The sequence below is a fragment of the Phormidesmis sp. 146-33 genome (genome assembly GCF_052939515.1).
Map to the genome: position 1 here is coordinate 113,112 of NZ_JBJPHU010000001.1, position 15,775 is coordinate 128,886.

The following is a 15,775-nucleotide window of genomic DNA, read 5'->3' on the forward strand; positions in this document are numbered from 1 at the left end:
TACAAAATAACCATCTTCGCCAGAATAGATGAGAACTTTTTGGTGAGATGGAGTTTGGGGCTAGGCGACAGTCACGACTTCAAGACTCATCATTCTGTGCAGATGCTACACGCTCTGGAGAGAGTAATAATCGCTGCTTAAGTTTTGACCACGATCCAGTCGTCTTGGACTTCAGCGATCGCGCCGCCCGGAAAGGGATCAGTACGCGATCGATTGGGAGCCGTGATCAGTGCGGCGAATTTCTCAATTTGCTCAAAGTTTGGGTTAATTGTCAGCGTTTTTTGAAGATGTTGGCGAATGATGCGACGCTGTAGCGCGAGGGGAATGGATCGAAGGCGCGATCGATTTAGCCCTGACGAATTCGTAGCTTTTTCTCTCAGGTCAGCGGCTGTTTTTTCTAGATATTCAACCTCGGCGGTGAGGAGTTCGGCAGTTTGGGCGATATTTTGCTCTGCTTGCGGATTGAAGTGGGTTTGCAGATAAGGCAATAGCTCTTGACGAATCCGATTTCGGGCGTAGGTTAAGTCTTGATTGGTTTTGTCTTGCCAAATTTGAAGGTGGGAATTTTGACAAAATTGGGCAGTTTCAGCGCGCGTTGTGTCTAGCAGCGGACGGACAAGGTTGAGCGTGGGGGAGATGGTTCGCTTCCAACTCAATGCCTGTAACCCATCCGCACCGCTGCCTCGAATCAAATTGTAGAGCAGAGTTTCGGCTCGATCGCTGGCAGTATGTCCGGTGACGATCGCAGCATAATTCTCACGGGCGATCACTTGAAAGCACTGATAGCGCCATTCTCTCGCGTCTGCCTCACTCTTTGGAATTTGATCCGCCGTTTGCAGAAAGAACGGAAGTTGCCACGATCGCGCCAGTCTCTCCACAAAGCCCGCATTCTCCTCGGAGTCGGAGCGCCAGCGATGGTCACAGTGAACGATCGCCAGATTCCAATTCCATTTGGGCTGCAAATCCAGCAGTAACTTAATGAGACAGAGCGAGTCCTGACCTCCAGAAACCGCTACCAGCACAGACTGACTTTTTGTGAGTAGCCTGCGTTCTTTGAGCGTGCGGTGTAGTCGAGCGTGGAGCGGTGTCCAGAGGAGGCGAGTCATCTAGTAGCGATCGTCTTCAGGGTCTTGGTAAAACGTCTCGATCGGCTTGGCGCGAATTCTTTCTAGGGGCTGTTCTGAAGGACGGGAAGCGGACGATCGTTCAGGCAGTTTGTTGGGCACTTTTTCAGGAATAAATTCTAATCGAATCCTCACCCTGCCTCGCTGCCAGCCACCCGTCCCAAAGCGCAAGGCCTCGCAGGCTAGACCGTCACCAAACCAATCTTCTTTATCTTCTGACCAGTCTTCTTCGCGATCGCTAATAGCCTGAGCCAGCGCATCCAAAAACTCGATGACTTTGAACGTCGGATTGGTCATCAACACGCGACCGCGATCGACAAACAACACTTCATCATCTCTAAGGGGGGAGTATCCGTTATCCATGTGGGTTCTAATCGTGGAAAGGAGAGTAGGGTCGAGGCGGGATTAGAGGAACCAGCCGTAGCTATGAAGTCCCTTGCCTAGAAGGTTAACACCCAGATAGCATACCCAGACAACGACAAATCCGGTAGCGGCGAGAAGAGCGGGACGACGACCCTGCCAACCTTTGGTAATGCGCGAGTGAAGATAAGCCGCAAAGACGAGCCAGGTGATCATCGCCCAGGTTTCTTTAGGGTCCCAACTCCAGTAAGACCCCCAGGCTTCGTTTGCCCAAACTGCACCAGCGATGATGCCGATCGTCAGCAGCGGAAAGCCCAGCCCAATCACGCGGTAGCTGATGTTATCCAACGTATCTGCCAAACTGAGACGCTGAGGAGAGAGAGGAACGGCTTGAGTCGCAACAGATTCTAAAACAGCCGTGCCCCCGGTTTGCAGTGCCATTGTGGGTGATTGAGAATCCTCCGCCCGATTGAGTCGGTAAGATTTGTCGCGATAGCCACCCGTCCCCACTGAACTGCCGCGCAATTCAACATTTTGACCACGAGTGACGATGAGAAAGGCGATCGCCAGCAGCGCCCCGACCATCAGCGTCGCATAGCTCAACATCATGACGCTAACGTGCATCATCAGCCAGTTAGACTTTAATGCGGGAACCAGGGGGGCCGAAGCCTGCATCGTATCAGGAAGCGTCAAAGCTGCAAACGCAGTGATCGCCATCGCGACGGGAGCGGTCACGACCCCAACCAGACGGCTACTGCTGCGATTTTCAGCGAACAGGTGAATGGCCGTAATGCCCCAGGCCAAGAAAAACAGAGATTCATATAAGTTGCTCAACGGGAAGTAGCCCGCTTCTAGCCAACGTGCGCCCAAAAGGGTAGCGATACAGAGGTTGGCGATCGCCATTCCCGCCGTCCCCAAAGCAGGTAAGACCGGAATCTGAGGAAATGCCGCGCCCGTCCAATAAATCAGCATTGTGGCAAACAGGACGGCAAACGAAACGTTATCTAATACGCCTTGCAGCGCGACTAAATCCATAAATTTTTCTCCCTCTCTACCTGGCGACACGGGTGCGCGGTGTCTGAAATCAATATGTCCATTGTAGGAGGTTCCTTCGCCGCTTTTTGATCTGAGGACGAAGAGAGCGGCGATCGACTGCCCATCCAAACAGGTTTAGACTCTATTGCCACCCAATTGGTATCGTGGAGCGCCAGACAACTTTTGAGACAAACGTCAGAATAGGAGGAATTACGAACATCATCAGAAGAGGTGCCTTGTGGCTTTATATGCAGAACTTCACCGTCACCTGGGCGGGTCAGTGGTTCCCAGAGTGCTTTGGCGGTACTTGCATCGCGAACAGTCAGAGTTAGCCGATCGCTTTCCTGACTATTCTGAATTTGAAGACTTTTACACGCGCCCTCGCAATACGTTAGACGAATATCTGGAGCTTCACACGCTGGTAGAAGGGGTACAAACGGCGAAAGCCTTACCCTATTTCATTTATCGCTTAATGCGGGGGGCCTACATCTTTGAGAATCTGGCGTATCTAGAGTTGCGCTACACGCCGTTTCTGAGAACCGATCATACGTTGACTCAGACCCAGCGAATTGATCAAATGGCTGAGATTGTCGAAATTGTGGGCAAAGCTAGTCAGGTTGTTGAGTACCCGATCGTCAGCAGCCAAATTCTCTGTATGCACTCGCGCCTGCCTTATGAAGTGAATCGAGCGATCGTCGATCTGGCGGCTCAGTCTGATTATGTGTGCGCTGTTGATGTGGCGGGGGGCGACAGTCACTATGCAGAGCGGTTGGATGAGTGGGTCGAGTTGTATGCCTATGCGCGATCGCTCAACCTCAAAACCACCGGGCATGTCTACGAAACCAAAGACGGCTGCTATCCCGAACTGCTGCCTTATCTGATGCGAATTGGACATGGCATTCAAATTCCTTTGCTGCATCCCAATCTGCTTAAAGAAGTGGCGCGACGAGGGCAATGTCTGGAAGTCTGTCCTACAACTTATCTCAAAACGGGGACGCTTCAGGACATTCAGCAACTCAAGGACGTGTTCGATCGCTGCTTTGATGCGGGAGTGGATATCGCCATCTGCACCGACAATGCTGGCTTGCATGATGTGAGGTTGCCCTTTGAATATGAAAGTTTGCTGACCCATGACATCATCGGATTTGAGCAACTGCAAGCCTGTCAAGATGCCGCCTTTCGTCACGCCTTTGCCTGGAATTACGAGCAGCGGCCCGTCTCTATGCTCAATCGCTTCATGAAAACAGAAGCGAGCGTTTAAAGAATTTCCACCTGTAGATTTTGGTGACTTGTAGAACCCGCTGCCTAGCAATTCTTAGGAACGGAGGCACTACATCCATCAAAGATCTACAGGTGGAAAAGCTTGAACGCTTGATTGTCTTTATTCGGCGTTTAGGGAAGTCTTAGACCCCGCGCTTTAAAGAAATCTCGATCTGCTGAAACTCTTGCTCAACGCGGTTTTTGAGCTTCTCAGGAACCGGGCGATTGGGATAGGAACTGTAGTGACCCGCCAGCGAATTTAACGCAGTTCGCATCGTTGTAAATGAGTTGAGTTTAATGACCGAAGTGTCGCGCTGATAGCGAGAGGCAAAGTCGTTGATTTTGGTACGGGCTTCTTTCTGAATTGCAATTTTATCAGGCGCATCCTGTGGAACTTCTAGGGCAGATCTGAGGCTGGCAATCAAGGAAAGGGTGTCTTCTCGGTAGTTTCCGGTCATGCCACCTGGCGAAGCAGAAGTGCAACCAGACAGCCCGATCGCCACTACCAACACCAGAGCCAGCAGGCGGGACAAATATCGCTTCATAAGCCGCTCCAGCAGTAAACAAAAATACAGTTTCCTCATCGTACCGTGATTAGGGTTGAGGGGATCACTGGGGAGCGATCGCGCTGACATTTTCTACCCATCGTTGGATAGCGGCTGGACAACCCAAGACAAAAGACCTCAAACTCAATAGAATTCAAGGTCTTGGTTTTAGAGTCTCAAGTCCGGGGTCTAAGGTCTAAAAATTAGCCAAAACGACCGCTCACATAGTCTTGAGTCGTTTTCTTTTTGGGAGCCTGGAAGATGACTTCTGTCTGATCGTACTCTTCGATATATCCGGTTCGCTGACCTTTTTCGTTGGCGATCACGTTAAAGAAAGCGGTGCGATCGGCCGTGCGAGAGGCTTGCTGCATGTTGTGAGTCACGATCAGGATTGTGTACTTTTCTTTGAGTTCTTGCAGCAGATCTTCAACTTTGAGGGTAGAAATTGGGTCGAGCGCAGAACAGGGTTCGTCCATCAAAATCACGTCAGGCTGGACGGCGACGGCACGCGCAATACAGAGACGCTGCTGTTGTCCGCCAGAGAGGTCAGTGCCCAGTGCTTTGAGCTTATCCTTCACGTCGTCCCAGAGGGCGGCTTGCTTGAGTGCGCGCTCCACCAATTCGTCCATGTCTCCCTTAAAGCCCAGCAGACGCGGCCCAAAGGTAATGTTGTCGTAAATTGTCTTGGGGAAAGGATTGGGTTTTTGGAACACCATACCAATCTGTCTTCGGACGGCTACCGGATCAATGTCCGCAGCGTAGAGATCAGAATCATGATAGAAAATCTTGCCGTCGATGTGAAAGCTCTTGATCAGATCATTCAGCCGATTAAAGCAGCGCAGAACGGTACTTTTGCCGCAGCCAGATGGGCCGATAAAAGCGGTAATTTGATTTTTGGGGATCTCGATCGACACATCTCTCACCGCCAAAAAGCTGCCGTAATAGATGTTGAGATTTTCGGTGCGAAACACCGTTTCGGTTTTGCGGGCGCTCTGAAGTTCGGAGGTCATAGATTCAGGTGGGATAGAGGATTGAAACTGTGAGAGGTGCCTAGAATCCAATCATTCTGGACGAGGCTACTTGCGTTTGATGATCCAACGAGAAAGAATGCTAGTGATCAACACTAATGCGACCAGTACGAGAGAGCCTGTCCAGGCTAGTTCTTGTTGATTGGGATAGGGGGCTGTCGCAAAGTCAAACACCAATCGCGACATGGTGGCGGTCGGCTCCCAGAGAGACTTGACCCAATATCCACTGTAAGAGGCCGTAAACAAAACTGGGGCTGTTTCTCCAGCCGCACGAGCGATCGCCAGCATCACGCCTGTAATAATCGCTGGAATGGCAGCAGGCAGCACCACCAATAAAGTCGTTTGAATCCGAGTTGCGCCTAGCCCGATCGCTGCTTGCCGAAAATCTCTGGGCACCGCTTCTAGGGATTCGGTCGCAGTCCGAACGATCGTCGGCAACATCAACACCGCCAGTGCAATCCCCCCGGCTACTGAGGAAAAGCTCTTGGTTGCCAACACCACGGTCGAGTAAGCAAAGGCACCTACGACGATCGACGGAACGCCGCTGAGAACGTTGGTGAGAAAGGTGATCCAGTTTGCCAGCCGAGTATCTCGATAAAACTCAGACAGCGAAATTGCCGCCATGATGCCAAAGGGAATGCTGATCAGAGAGGCGATGCCCACTGTGTAGAGGGTGCCCACAAGGGCGTTGCCAAATCCTCCGCCAGATCTTCCGGGCGCAGGCGGCAACTGGGTAAAGGCTTCAAAGTTGAGGCGAGAGGTGCCTTTGATCAGAACGTAGGAGATGACAGCGACCAGTGGGATCAGTGCCAGAGCCGCACAAACAAAGGTGAGAATGGTCATTGCCGACGCGAATAAGGTACGAGGCGAGGTCGGCGATCGCTTCATATTTGGGATAGAACTTGCAAACTCTGGACTTGTCATCTTAAATTTTTTCCTCAATCCAATTCAGCAAACCAAAGCATCTTCATGACTAACTAGAGCTTTAGACTAAAGCGGCGCACAATCAGTTCTGCCAAAACGTTGACGACGAGGGTCAAGCCAAACAAAATCAAAGCGGCATACAGCAGAGAAGAAACCTGGAGTCCGCTGGCTTCAGCAAACTGGTTGGCCAACAGCGAGGAAACGGTTGAGCCTTGAGACAGCAGAGACGGATTGACCGTGTTGGAATTCCCAATGACCATCGTCACTGCCATCGTTTCGCCCATTGCTCGACCGAGTGCCAGCATGATACCTCCGACAATCCCTGAAAACGCGGCTGGCAGGATGACTTGAAAAATTGCTTCCCAGCGCGTCGCCCCTAATCCATAGGCGGCCTGACGCAACTCAGACGGCACAGCGACCAAAGCATCTCGTGAGATGGCAGCGATGATCGGCAGAATCATAATGGATAGAATGATCCCTGCTGCATAAATGCCCGGCCCAGCGGGAGCGGTGCTAAAGAGAGGAAACCAGCCGAAGGTGCTGTTGAGCCAGATGCCAAACGGTCTGAGTAGAGGAATCAGCACAAAAATGCCCCACAGTCCATAGACCACGCTAGGAATTGCTGCCAACAACTCGATCAAAAATACGATCGGCTGCTTGATGCGATCGGGCAGGTAGTCTTCGCTGAGAAATAGCGCCACGCCAACGCCGATCGGAATTGCAATCAGAAGGGCGATAAAGGAGGTGACGATCGTGCCGTAAATTTGGGTGAATGCACCAAAGACTTCATCGTTGACGCTCCAACGACTGGTGACTAAAAAACCCAAACCAAACTTCTGGATCGCTGGGATGGCTTCTTTGCCAACATTGAAGGCGATCGCCAGCAACACTAAGCCGACCCCAACTGCAAAAACGCCAGTCACCCAGACAAAGCTATTGTCAATGAGCCGTGACGAATCAGATCGGGCGGTAGACATCGAAGCGGGATTGGTTGACAGAGCCATAAAATCTACCAAAAGGGAAGCAGTGTGGAGGTGAGGAGCAATACCAGCGTGAAGGACAAACGTTATTTAGCCGCTACTTTGCCGCTACTTTGCCGCTACTTTGATAGTATCCAAGGCTGCGGCCACTTTTGTTGCCAGATCCTCTGGTAGCGGAAGATAACCCAGCTCGCTGGCGTATTGTCTACCGTCTTTCAAAGCCCAGCGTAAGAACTCTGACAACGCTTTGGCTTTGACAGGATCTTTGGGATTTTCGTACAGCAAGACCCAGGTCAAGCTGACCATTGGGTAAGCGTCTTTACCTTCAGGATCAGAGACTTGCAGCGCAAAATCAGCCGGGACAGTCGCCCCTTCGAGGGCTTTTGCTGCCGATTCAGGTGTCGGTGTGACAAATGCACCTGACTTGTTCGCCAGGGTTGCAGTCTTCAAATTAGTTTCTTTGGCGTAAGAGTATTCGGTGTAGCCGATCGCGCCCTTGGTTTGTTGAATTTGAGCGCTGACTCCTTCGTTACCCTTGGCACCTGTTCCAGTCGGCCATTCGACAGTCTTACCAGAACCAGCTTTCCAGTTGGGGCAGGCTTTGGCAATGTGTTTGGTGAAGATGTCAGTTGTTCCGCTGCCATCGGAGCGGTGAATAAAGGTGAGTGGATCACTCGGTAGGGTGACTCCTGCGTTGTCTTTAGCGATTTTAGGATCGTTCCAGGCTTTGATTGTCCCATCCACGATGCCGCAGAATGATTCACGAGAAAGCTTGAGGTTGTCTACGCCATCTAAGTTGTAGGCAAATACAACAAACAGTCCGGTTGTGGGAAGTTGAATCGCTTGACCGCGATCGGCAGGCAGTGCCTTGCGCTCTTCTTCTTTGAGCGGGGCATCGGTTGCGCCAAAGTCAACAGTTTGATCAAGGAATCGCTTCACCCCTGCGCCACTTCCTACAGAGTCATAGCTGATCTGCACATTCGGATTAATCTTGTTATATTCTTGAAACCACCGCTGATAGAGCGGGTTAGGAGCGGTTGCGCCTGCTCCACTAATCGAGACCGATGCACCACCCGCTGCCGCAGGAGCCGCAGGACTCGCACCACCTGCCGCTGGGCTACCTGTTGCGGTAGGCGTGGTAGCAGTTTGAGAGGTGCAAGACGCTAGACCCAAGACCAGGGCGAGCACAGGGATAGACCGTCTCAAACGAGTTGCATTCAGGGAAAAATCCATAGAGTCTAGACAGTTATAGAGATAACCTCATCAGGGTACACCTAGACCTTAAAGACCAGGTTAAGACGTTCAAAAACTCGGCTTTACTCTACGTAAGTATTGAGATGAAGTTAATTTTTGTTTAACCAGAACGACCGCTCAGACACCGTTTCACCTAATTCTAAAGAATTTCTAAATTTGTAGAAGTAAGCGGGTTAAAGGACGGTCATGTTTCTTTGATTACCTGTGTTAGAGCAATTATTTACAGAAAGAGCTATAAATTTTTGTGAAGTCTAACCTGCTGTTGTGGAGAGCGATCGACTCAAAGTCAAAGTTCATATTGCTCATCAGCAAAGCCGTTGCGAGCTTATAAGACTTCATCACATTTCTGATAAGAATTCCTGTTTTTATCGCTAGACTAAACGCCTTTGCTGTGCTTCTATTTTTGGGAAGATTCAGTTATAATCGTTGGCGAACAAGAGTTCGGTTACAGTTGCCCCGGAGGGTATGACTGACCGCTTCGATGCCCTGACCGAGTTCGCCCTCACAACTGGTTTGGAGAGAATCGTGACTATTTACGTAGGCAACCTGTCCTTTCAGGCGACTGAAGAGGATCTTCGGGAAGTGTTTGCTGAGTATGGCACTGTGAGTCGAGTCAGCCTTCCCACTGACCGAGAAACAGGCAGAAAGCGTGGCTTTGCCTTTGTCGAAATGGAAGACGAAGCCCAAGAAGACGCAGCGATCGCAGAGCTAGACGGCGCAGAATGGCTAGATCGTGAGCTAAAGGTCAATAAAGCAAAGCCTCGTGAACCCCGCAGCGGCAATGGGGCACCTGCTAAGACGTTCACAAAAGCTCGTTACTAAAGTCGGTTGCAGTCTGGGGAATCAAGCCTGTTGCGAAAGATTCCCCACAGGTCGATCGTTAGCGCTGGCTGAGAAACTTGCCAGCCAAACCCATCACGTCACCGACATCCAAATTGCCGTCTTGATTTGAGTCTAGAAAGGCGTTGAGGACAGGGTTTCCGGCTTGCGCGTTTTGTATGTTTGCGCCGCTTTGCAGGAGATTGAGGACGATCGGAATCAGCACGGGCAGCATAGCCTGGATCGTTCCAGCGTTGAGTCCGGTTCTCTGGGCTACGTCGCTGGTGACTTGTTGCTGCTGGTCAGGAGAGAAGATCGCCTGCACGGATTGAGGGTTGCCGCCCAATCCACTAAATTGATTGACGAGTGACTGTACCTGGTCGCCGCCCATTGTCGATTGCTTTTCTTGAAGGGACGATCGTACATAGCCACCGACGACTGACAGAACGGTTTGGGTCATGGAGGGATCGATGCCGTGAGCGCTACCGAGTTGTTGGGCAACGTTGAGGATGCCGCCTAGCTGATCGGGGCTGGCTTGCTGCTGGGGGTTGCTGACAGCGCTCAAAATTTGGTCAAAAAGGCTCATACGCTTGGTCTCAACTAGGGTAGGACGTTCAGATTTGAGTCTGACATCTTGTTAACCTCTAGAAGATAGGAAATTCGTATTCTAAAGTCAACTACCTGTTGATTTAATGAGTCTGCTGTTGAAGCTGCCGCAGAACTGCACTTTTATAGGTATAAAACAAGTGAGAATAGGAATTTCGTTCAGCAGAGAACTCTAAATAGCTTGCAATGCTTTACAGTTGCAACAGAATTATTTAGTTCATTACCTCAATGACTTCACCTGCTAAAATTGTATTCAACACTCGGCGAACGTCAGGAATCAACGGTATCAATTCAGGCAAGCGGTTTTTTAAGGCAACCATTACGACGACTGCTACTCCAGCTTGTCGTAGATTTTGCTGATATCGTAGATTTTGGTCTGTCGTGAGCAAAACTGTGAATCCTTCCTGGTTCATCAATTGAAGTAACTCACCGTTTTTCTTACCCGACCATCCCATCTCTACTACTGTGCGAATGTCGTAATCACTCAGTTCATGCTTGAGAGGTCTTGGCACGCACTCATCCAGCAGAATTTGCATATGCAATTAGCATCTCTTTTGCTAACTCTAGGGCTGCGATCGCCTGTTGGCGGCTCACGCTAGGAAAATGATCTAAAAATTGATCTAAAGAATCGCCTGCTTCAAGATAATCAAGCAAGTTCTTAACAGGCACGCGAGTCCCTACAAAGACAGGGGTTCCTCCCAATATGTCTCTATCGCTATGAACAACTGGTAGTAAAGGGGTCATAGAACATAACTCTAGGGGAGGGTCAACCAGTCCTAAACTAACATTTATTCCCGGCAAAGCGGTTAACCAGTTTGGTTAGATTACTGCTTGACGCTGTTGCCGCAGGAAGGTGAAAAAGTCTTCAATTGAGTCTTCTTCAGACCAAAATTCAAGAGTCAAATCTTTGAGGTTATGCACAGTGGTAGGGTTTTGAGTGACCAGTAGCTGGCTAAGTGAAGTGCCTTGCCGAAATTGAGCATTGAGCGTTTTGAGGTCGGTTAGAGAATCTGAAGCTGAATCGTTTTGAGTCAGGATTTGGAGCAGTTGTTCACGTTCTGTGAGTGAGAGCGATCGGATGGCAGCGATTAGCGCAAGGCGCAACTGCAAAGCAACCGCCGCTTCAAGTTGTGGAGTCATCGTAAAAATCTAGTTCTAGGTTATTTGAATTCAGAAGTAATTCTAATCAAGTTATTAACGGGTTGTCTTCTACTCTCTTCCTATACATTTAACGATCCGACAGACTGCTGTGATCGCACTTTGTTTGCCTATGGCTACAACTTCTTTGAAATTGACTGCCCTACAATTTTATTGTCCACGTCCTGGCTGGCAGTCCGCAAACCCTAATGCTTCTGTGTCGAGGAAACTGGCGATCGCCATCTCAATGACTGCCTCGATCGGGTACTCAATTTCAGCAGCACGATCGATTAGAGCAGCTCGAATACGATCGGGTAGGCGTTCCAAGATCACTTCAGCATCACCGGAGGAAAGTTGTTCTAGAAGTTTAGTTTGCATTGCTTTACCGCTGGGTTAGAGAATTTGAAGCTGAATCGTTTTGAGTCAGGATTTGGAGCAGTTGTTCACGTTCTGTGGGTGAGAGCGATCGAATGGCAGCGATTAGCGCAAGGCGCAACTGCAAAGCAACTGCCGCTTCAAGTTGTGGAGTCATCGTAATCCCATAGATATTAGATATTTATTGCCAGATTATTTGAGCTTAGATGAGTTTTAGAAAAATCTCGTCAAATCTCCACAGCATGTAACCAGTCCAACCCTTGGTATAGCTTCGCCAGCCGCTCAACGCAAAGATATATTCTCTGGGCAAGCTACCTTTGACATTTTGAGCCTCGTAATTAAAAGCATCCCACGGAGACAACCACATATTATTGACGTACCAGTACACGGCTTTGCCAAACCTATTCTCACTCATTGTCTGGACAGATACCTCTGGAGATGACTTACAACCTAGACTATGCCAAATCTTACTCTGAACACTAAACCCAAAATAGCCATCACTATGTTGAGTCCATAATCTATCAATTGCAAGGAGAGACTGTGGAGATAGATTTTTGATATCATCTGGCTGCAACCACCCATCTTTTTCTCTATGCATCAACTCAAGCAGAAGTCGCTTTGTCTCAAGGTCAGCATCCTTCCATTTTTTTAATTCAAGTAGTTGCTGGAGTTTTTCACAATTTATACGTGGTTCAACAGGCTGTTTATGCTTAGGCGCTGGTGCTGCCTCAGCCTGAGTGACTTGAGGTTGATGAGATTTTAGAAATTCATAGGCAGCATTAATCTTCTTGATTTTGACTTCTGCTTTTTGTCGTAGCCTGGGATTGTCGCAAAAACGATCGGGATGCCAAACTAGAATTAAGTCTCTATATGCTTGTTTAATTTCAGCTTGAGTTGCTTCTGGTTCAATCTCAAGGGTTTGGAAGTAATGCGCGATATTTCCCATTCAGGGTTTCCTTTTCCAATGAAGTTCAATTTGGCTCTAGATACAGTAATTAAATTACAGCAGAATTTATTCAAGAGTTTTCGATGATGTATTTTTCAAGTTGAAGAATTGCTTGGTCAATTGCCATAATAATTCCATCAACCACATTCTTTTGTTCTTCTAGAGGTGCAAGTTGTTGAGCTAAAGCGCGGCGATCAGCATCACGATTTATAGTTTGAACAGTTCGTACAAAGCGACCAATGCTACCACCACCTCTGACCTTAGAGCCTTGTTGACGCACTTGGTCAGTGTATTCTGCGCGGATCACTTTTTGCTGTTGAGTCAATTCTCTTTTCACTAAAGCATATTCTTTTTTCTTGAGCTTCAACGCCTTGATCGCTATATTGGCTTGTGCTAGTGACTGAGCCGAAATATTAATTCGACCATCATCTGCGATCGTCACAAAGTTATTTGAGTCAGGTAACATACTTCCGAATTTAGCAACTCGGTTCAGTATAACTTCTGCTCAGTGTCTTGGCTTTCAACTTCAAGTTGCCATAAAGACTAACAGATAGCTTTTAAAGTCTCACCAACCCAATTAAGTTAAACGGAGCGATCGAACTACTGATCAGAGCGAAGAAGCTAAAAATTAGCGCCCGTAGAAAATCATCCTTCAACTGAACCACGATCGATTTCACTCCTCAGCGTCTTTTTGATTGCGATCGATCACGCAAAATAGAGAAAGATTTCTATCGCCTCTTCGCTATGCCACTTCCTCGTCTTTTGACTTTGATTATTGGTCTGACGCTCATTTTGGGGCTGATGATTTGGCTAATTGATTCGCTGTCTCGATTGTCTTGGCAGTTGTCGTACTACCCATTTTTGGGGCCGATGTTGATCTTCTTGATCACGGTGCTGATGGCGGTCTTGATTGGTACGTTTGTCTATTACTTTTTTTGGCTACCAAGACAGGCAAAGAAGCGTCGCCGTCCCATTCCTACCGTTTCACCCATCAAGTCAGAGGCGGCAGAAGAAAATCTCAAAGCAGTGCGGCGACAGTTAAAGCAGATTCAAGACGAAGTGGTGCGGCGAGAACTGCTGAGTCGATCGCGAGAAATCGAGCAAAATCTGGCTCGTGGCGAAATCAGAGTTGTGGTTTTTGGTACAGGTTCGTCGGGCAAAACGTCGGTTGTGAATGCGCTGATCGGGCGAATAGTGGGCAAAGTGGGGGCACCAATGGGGACGACGGAGGTGGGCGAAACTCACCGATTGCCCTTGAATGGAGTCGATCGCGAGATCCTAATCACTGACACTCCAGGAATCTTGGAAGCGGGAGCGGGAGGCAGCGATCGCGAAAAGTTAGCCCGTCGCTGGGCTGCTGAAGCCGACTTGTTAGTGTTTGTTCTAGACAACGATTTGCGTCAGTCAGAATACGATCCGTTGAAGTTGTTGGCGGAGATTGGCAAGCGATCGATGATTGTCTTAAATAAAGCAGATCTGTTTCCTGAAGAAGATTTAGAAGCGATTTTGGCGCGGTTGCGGGAGCGAGTTCGAGGCATCGTTCCTTCTGGGGATGTAATGGCGATCGCTGCGAATCCTCAACCGATCCGACTGGTGACAGGGGAAACGGTGCAGATGGATCAGGAGATCATGCCGTTGATTCGGCGGATGGCGGAGATTTTGCGATCGGAGGGCGACGATCTGTTAGCAGATAACATCCTCTTGCAGTCTCAGCGGCTCGGAGAAGATGCACGAGATCTTATCGATGAGCAACGACGAAAACAGGCGGACAAAATCGTCGATCGCTTTCAGTGGGTTGGGGCGGGAGTGGTCGCGGTGACACCTTTGCCTGTAGTGGATCTGTTGGCGACAGCGGCCGTTCATGCTCAAATGGTGGTCGAGATTGGCAAGGTGTATGGCTGTGAAATTAATCTAGAACGAGGACGAGAGTTGGCGTTTTCTCTCGCAAAGACGCTGGTGAGTTTGGGTGTGGTGAGAGGGGCGATCGAGCTAGTCTCCAGAGCGTTGCAATTGAGTGTGGGCGGCTTTTTGGTCGGTCGGGCGATTCAGGGTGTGAGTGCGGCTTATCTGACGCGAATTGCAGGCAAAAGCTTTATTGAATACTTTCGGCAAAACCAGGACTGGGGCGACGGGGGCATTACCGAAGTCGTGCAGCGTCAGTTTCAACTCAATCGGCGCGATGAATTTATCAAATCGTTTGTGCAAGATGCGATCGCTAAAGTGGTTCGACCGCTGCAACTCGATGCCCACCTTGACGACGAGCCACAGCCATTAGAACTGGAGTCCGTCGCCGAAGAGTTGCACAAGCGACCCTTTGAGGAAACCGTGGACGATTGGCGTTAGTTCGACGATCGGCGCAGGCAGCATTTCACCGCGAAAATCGAGCAGTTGTACGAGAACGAGATAGCCGATGCCCAAAAAGAGGGCGATCGCCCCTGTGAGATAGGCGACAAACTTCGATCGATCCATTGGTGTCACTGCTAAAAAAGGAACACTCAAAGTTTAAGCAAAATTAGTGAGCCAGCGCATCCAGATTTATGGATTGTAGATTAACGGCTAAAGTAACCTCAACCGCTAAACTAAAAGCAGCACTATTGGAGCCTACCGCAATGGTTCGTCTCGATGCTACTCCTATCCAACCGCCTATCGAGGATATGTCTCAGCCTCTTTTGGAGGACACAACGCCTGAACTTCAGGCGGAGATGGATTGGCCCGACGATGTTACTTTTCCTCCTACCAACCTCTACAGCGATGAGCCGCCCTTGGAAACCGACTTTCACCGCCGCCAAATTGACCTGCTGATTCGACTATTAGAATTCTGGTGGGGCGATCGTTCCGACTTCTACATTTCTGGAAACTTGACGGTCTACTACAACGAGCAGCAGCTCAAAAAGCGAGACTTTCGTGGCCCCGATGTGTTTGTGGTGTTGGGAGCAGAGAAGCGCGATCGACGCAGTTGGGCAATTTGGGAAGAAGGCGGCAAGTATCCGAATGTGGTGATTGAGCTATTGTCGAGTTCGACGGCCACGGTCGATCGGGGCAAAAAGAAAGACTTGTATCAAGACGTGTGGCGGGTGCCAGAGTATTACTGGTTTCATCCCCAGACAATGGAGTTTGCAGGGTTTCGGTTGTTTGGCGGCACTTATGTGGAAATTATTCCAACCGAGAGCGGCAGACTGCCCAGTGAGCAATTGGGATTAGAGTTGGGTATTCACGACCAAAAGTTGCGCTGGTTTACCTCAGAGGGTGACTTGATTCCCTTGCCCGAAGAGGCAGAAGGACAACGAGCAGATCAGGAACGTCAGGCGAAAGAGCGATTGGAGAACTATTTGCGATCGCAGGGCATCGACCCCAACCAACTGCCAGAGTAGACGATCGCCCC

Annotated in this window: 21 protein-coding genes; 4 read left to right on the plus strand and 17 right to left on the minus strand. The window is 49.5% G+C overall.

The window, feature by feature from the left end; all coding sequences use genetic code 11:
* Positions 1-137: 137 nt before the first annotated feature.
* Genes tilS through ccsB form a run of 3 tightly spaced genes read right to left on the minus strand, consistent with a single transcriptional unit; the run spans position 138 to position 2,519 of the window.
* Positions 138-1,106, minus strand: a complete 969-nt coding sequence (tilS, locus tag ACJ2PR_RS00470; RefSeq protein WP_446875525.1) for a tRNA lysidine(34) synthetase TilS — start codon at positions 1,104-1,106, stop codon at positions 138-140.
* Complete coding sequence (locus tag ACJ2PR_RS00475; RefSeq protein WP_446858513.1) at positions 1,107-1,487, minus strand: KGK domain-containing protein; 381 nt, start codon at positions 1,485-1,487, stop codon at positions 1,107-1,109.
* Positions 1,488-1,529: 42 nt separating this feature from the next.
* The gene (gene ccsB, locus ACJ2PR_RS00480; RefSeq protein WP_446875526.1) at positions 1,530-2,519 is read right to left on the minus strand and encodes a c-type cytochrome biogenesis protein CcsB; all 990 of its coding nucleotides are present in this window, start codon (positions 2,517-2,519) and stop codon (positions 1,530-1,532) included.
* Positions 2,520-2,757: 238 nt separating this feature from the next.
* On the opposite strand from ccsB, the gene ACJ2PR_RS00485 reads away from it, so the two are divergent.
* On the plus strand, positions 2,758-3,780 hold the full coding sequence (locus ACJ2PR_RS00485; RefSeq protein WP_446858515.1) for an adenosine deaminase: 1,023 nt from the start codon (positions 2,758-2,760) through the stop codon (positions 3,778-3,780).
* 142 nt (positions 3,781-3,922) lie between these two features.
* Here the strand turns inward: ACJ2PR_RS00485 and psb27 are convergent, their stop codons facing one another.
* The 5 genes from psb27 to pstS form a co-directional block, all read right to left on the minus strand.
* Positions 3,923-4,324, minus strand: a complete 402-nt coding sequence (gene psb27, locus ACJ2PR_RS00490; RefSeq protein ID WP_446875527.1) for a photosystem II protein Psb27 — start codon at positions 4,322-4,324, stop codon at positions 3,923-3,925.
* 203 nt (positions 4,325-4,527) lie between these two features.
* Positions 4,528-5,334 carry a phosphate ABC transporter ATP-binding protein PstB gene (gene pstB, locus ACJ2PR_RS00495; RefSeq protein WP_446858517.1) on the minus strand — a complete coding sequence of 269 codons (807 nt, stop codon included), beginning with the start codon at positions 5,332-5,334 and terminating at the stop codon, positions 4,528-4,530.
* 66 nt (positions 5,335-5,400) lie between these two features.
* Positions 5,401-6,276 (minus strand): phosphate ABC transporter permease PstA, encoded by an 876-nt coding sequence (gene pstA, locus ACJ2PR_RS00500; RefSeq protein WP_446858518.1) that lies wholly within the window; start codon positions 6,274-6,276, stop codon positions 5,401-5,403.
* Positions 6,277-6,329: 53 nt separating this feature from the next.
* Positions 6,330-7,280, minus strand: coding sequence for a phosphate ABC transporter permease subunit PstC (pstC, locus tag ACJ2PR_RS00505; RefSeq protein WP_446858519.1), 951 nt, complete (start codon positions 7,278-7,280; stop codon positions 6,330-6,332).
* An 84-nt stretch (positions 7,281-7,364) separates the two neighbouring features.
* Positions 7,365-8,444 (minus strand): phosphate ABC transporter substrate-binding protein PstS, encoded by a 1,080-nt coding sequence (pstS, locus tag ACJ2PR_RS00510; protein ID WP_446875528.1) that lies wholly within the window; start codon positions 8,442-8,444, stop codon positions 7,365-7,367.
* Positions 8,445-9,035: 591 nt separating this feature from the next.
* On the opposite strand from pstS, the gene ACJ2PR_RS00515 reads away from it, so the two are divergent.
* Positions 9,036-9,332: an RNA recognition motif domain-containing protein gene (locus ACJ2PR_RS00515; RefSeq protein WP_446858521.1), complete on the plus strand. Its 297-nt coding sequence runs from the start codon at positions 9,036-9,038 to the stop codon at positions 9,330-9,332.
* Positions 9,333-9,390: 58 nt separating this feature from the next.
* On the opposite strand, the gene ACJ2PR_RS00520 is transcribed toward ACJ2PR_RS00515, so the two are convergent.
* The 8 genes from ACJ2PR_RS00520 to ACJ2PR_RS00555 all read right to left on the minus strand — a co-directional run bounded on the left by ACJ2PR_RS00520 (position 9,391) and on the right by ACJ2PR_RS00555 (position 12,835).
* Positions 9,391-9,915, minus strand: a complete 525-nt coding sequence (locus ACJ2PR_RS00520) for a DUF937 domain-containing protein (protein WP_446875529.1) — start codon at positions 9,913-9,915, stop codon at positions 9,391-9,393.
* A 232-nt stretch (positions 9,916-10,147) separates the two neighbouring features.
* A complete protein-coding gene (locus ACJ2PR_RS00525; RefSeq protein WP_446875530.1) occupies positions 10,148-10,447 on the minus strand; it encodes a hypothetical protein in 300 nt (99 codons plus the stop codon).
* A 4-nt stretch (positions 10,448-10,451) separates the two neighbouring features.
* Entirely contained in the window at positions 10,452-10,679 is a 228-nt protein-coding gene (locus ACJ2PR_RS00530; RefSeq protein WP_446866223.1) for a DUF433 domain-containing protein, read from the minus strand.
* Between the two features lie 75 nt (positions 10,680-10,754).
* Positions 10,755-11,075, minus strand: a complete 321-nt coding sequence (locus tag ACJ2PR_RS00535; RefSeq protein WP_446875531.1) for a hypothetical protein — start codon at positions 11,073-11,075, stop codon at positions 10,755-10,757.
* 168 nt (positions 11,076-11,243) lie between these two features.
* Positions 11,244-11,450, minus strand: a complete 207-nt coding sequence (locus ACJ2PR_RS00540) for a hypothetical protein (protein WP_446866224.1) — start codon at positions 11,448-11,450, stop codon at positions 11,244-11,246.
* 4 nt (positions 11,451-11,454) lie between these two features.
* Complete coding sequence (locus ACJ2PR_RS00545; protein WP_446866225.1) at positions 11,455-11,604, minus strand: hypothetical protein; 150 nt, start codon at positions 11,602-11,604, stop codon at positions 11,455-11,457.
* A 45-nt stretch (positions 11,605-11,649) separates the two neighbouring features.
* Positions 11,650-12,393, minus strand: coding sequence for a GUN4 domain-containing protein (locus ACJ2PR_RS00550; protein WP_446875532.1), 744 nt, complete (start codon positions 12,391-12,393; stop codon positions 11,650-11,652).
* A 70-nt stretch (positions 12,394-12,463) separates the two neighbouring features.
* Positions 12,464-12,835, minus strand: a complete 372-nt coding sequence (locus ACJ2PR_RS00555) for a hypothetical protein (RefSeq protein WP_446875533.1) — start codon at positions 12,833-12,835, stop codon at positions 12,464-12,466.
* A 302-nt stretch (positions 12,836-13,137) separates the two neighbouring features.
* Here ACJ2PR_RS00555 and ACJ2PR_RS00560 point away from each other — a divergent pair, with 302 nt between their 5' ends.
* Positions 13,138-14,736 carry a YcjF family protein gene (locus tag ACJ2PR_RS00560; protein WP_446875534.1) on the plus strand — a complete coding sequence of 533 codons (1,599 nt, stop codon included), beginning with the start codon at positions 13,138-13,140 and terminating at the stop codon, positions 14,734-14,736.
* On the opposite strand, the gene ACJ2PR_RS00565 is transcribed toward ACJ2PR_RS00560, so the two are convergent.
* Complete coding sequence (locus ACJ2PR_RS00565) at positions 14,665-14,862, minus strand: hypothetical protein (RefSeq protein WP_446858536.1); 198 nt, start codon at positions 14,860-14,862, stop codon at positions 14,665-14,667. The two genes, ACJ2PR_RS00560 and ACJ2PR_RS00565, sit on opposite strands and share 72 nt — an antisense overlap.
* A gap of 68 nt (positions 14,863-14,930) precedes the next feature.
* On the opposite strand from ACJ2PR_RS00565, the gene ACJ2PR_RS00570 reads away from it, so the two are divergent.
* Complete coding sequence (locus ACJ2PR_RS00570; protein ID WP_446875535.1) at positions 14,931-15,764, plus strand: Uma2 family endonuclease; 834 nt, start codon at positions 14,931-14,933, stop codon at positions 15,762-15,764.
* Positions 15,765-15,775: the final 11 nt, after the last annotated feature.

What these genes read in the sequence shown, in the direction of transcription:
- tilS (WP_446875525.1), bottom strand. Translation starts at nt 1,106, where the DNA reads ATGACTCGCCTCCTCTGGACACCGCTCCACGCTCGACTACACCGCACG.
- ACJ2PR_RS00475 (WP_446858513.1), bottom strand. Translation starts at nt 1,487, where the DNA reads ATGGATAACGGATACTCCCCCCTTAGAGATGATGAAGTGTTGTTTGTC.
- ccsB (WP_446875526.1), bottom strand. Translation starts at nt 2,519, where the DNA reads ATGGATTTAGTCGCGCTGCAAGGCGTATTAGATAACGTTTCGTTTGCC.
- psb27 (WP_446875527.1), bottom strand. Translation starts at nt 4,324, where the DNA reads ATGAAGCGATATTTGTCCCGCCTGCTGGCTCTGGTGTTGGTAGTGGCG.
- pstB (WP_446858517.1), bottom strand. Translation starts at nt 5,334, where the DNA reads ATGACCTCCGAACTTCAGAGCGCCCGCAAAACCGAAACGGTGTTTCGC.
- pstA (WP_446858518.1), bottom strand. Translation starts at nt 6,276, where the DNA reads ATGACAAGTCCAGAGTTTGCAAGTTCTATCCCAAATATGAAGCGATCG.
- pstC (WP_446858519.1), bottom strand. Translation starts at nt 7,280, where the DNA reads ATGGCTCTGTCAACCAATCCCGCTTCGATGTCTACCGCCCGATCTGAT.
- ACJ2PR_RS00520 (WP_446875529.1), bottom strand. Translation starts at nt 9,915, where the DNA reads ATGAGCCTTTTTGACCAAATTTTGAGCGCTGTCAGCAACCCCCAGCAG.
- ACJ2PR_RS00530 (WP_446866223.1), bottom strand. Translation starts at nt 10,679, where the DNA reads ATGACCCCTTTACTACCAGTTGTTCATAGCGATAGAGACATATTGGGA.
- ACJ2PR_RS00535 (WP_446875531.1), bottom strand. Translation starts at nt 11,075, where the DNA reads ATGACTCCACAACTTGAAGCGGCGGTTGCTTTGCAGTTGCGCCTTGCG.
- ACJ2PR_RS00540 (WP_446866224.1), bottom strand. Translation starts at nt 11,450, where the DNA reads ATGCAAACTAAACTTCTAGAACAACTTTCCTCCGGTGATGCTGAAGTG.
- ACJ2PR_RS00545 (WP_446866225.1), bottom strand. Translation starts at nt 11,604, where the DNA reads ATGACTCCACAACTTGAAGCGGCAGTTGCTTTGCAGTTGCGCCTTGCG.
- ACJ2PR_RS00550 (WP_446875532.1), bottom strand. Translation starts at nt 12,393, where the DNA reads ATGGGAAATATCGCGCATTACTTCCAAACCCTTGAGATTGAACCAGAA.
- ACJ2PR_RS00560 (WP_446875534.1), top strand. Translation starts at nt 13,138, where the DNA reads ATGCCACTTCCTCGTCTTTTGACTTTGATTATTGGTCTGACGCTCATT.
- ACJ2PR_RS00565 (WP_446858536.1), bottom strand. Translation starts at nt 14,862, where the DNA reads ATGGATCGATCGAAGTTTGTCGCCTATCTCACAGGGGCGATCGCCCTC.
- ACJ2PR_RS00570 (WP_446875535.1), top strand. Translation starts at nt 14,931, where the DNA reads ATGGATTGTAGATTAACGGCTAAAGTAACCTCAACCGCTAAACTAAAA.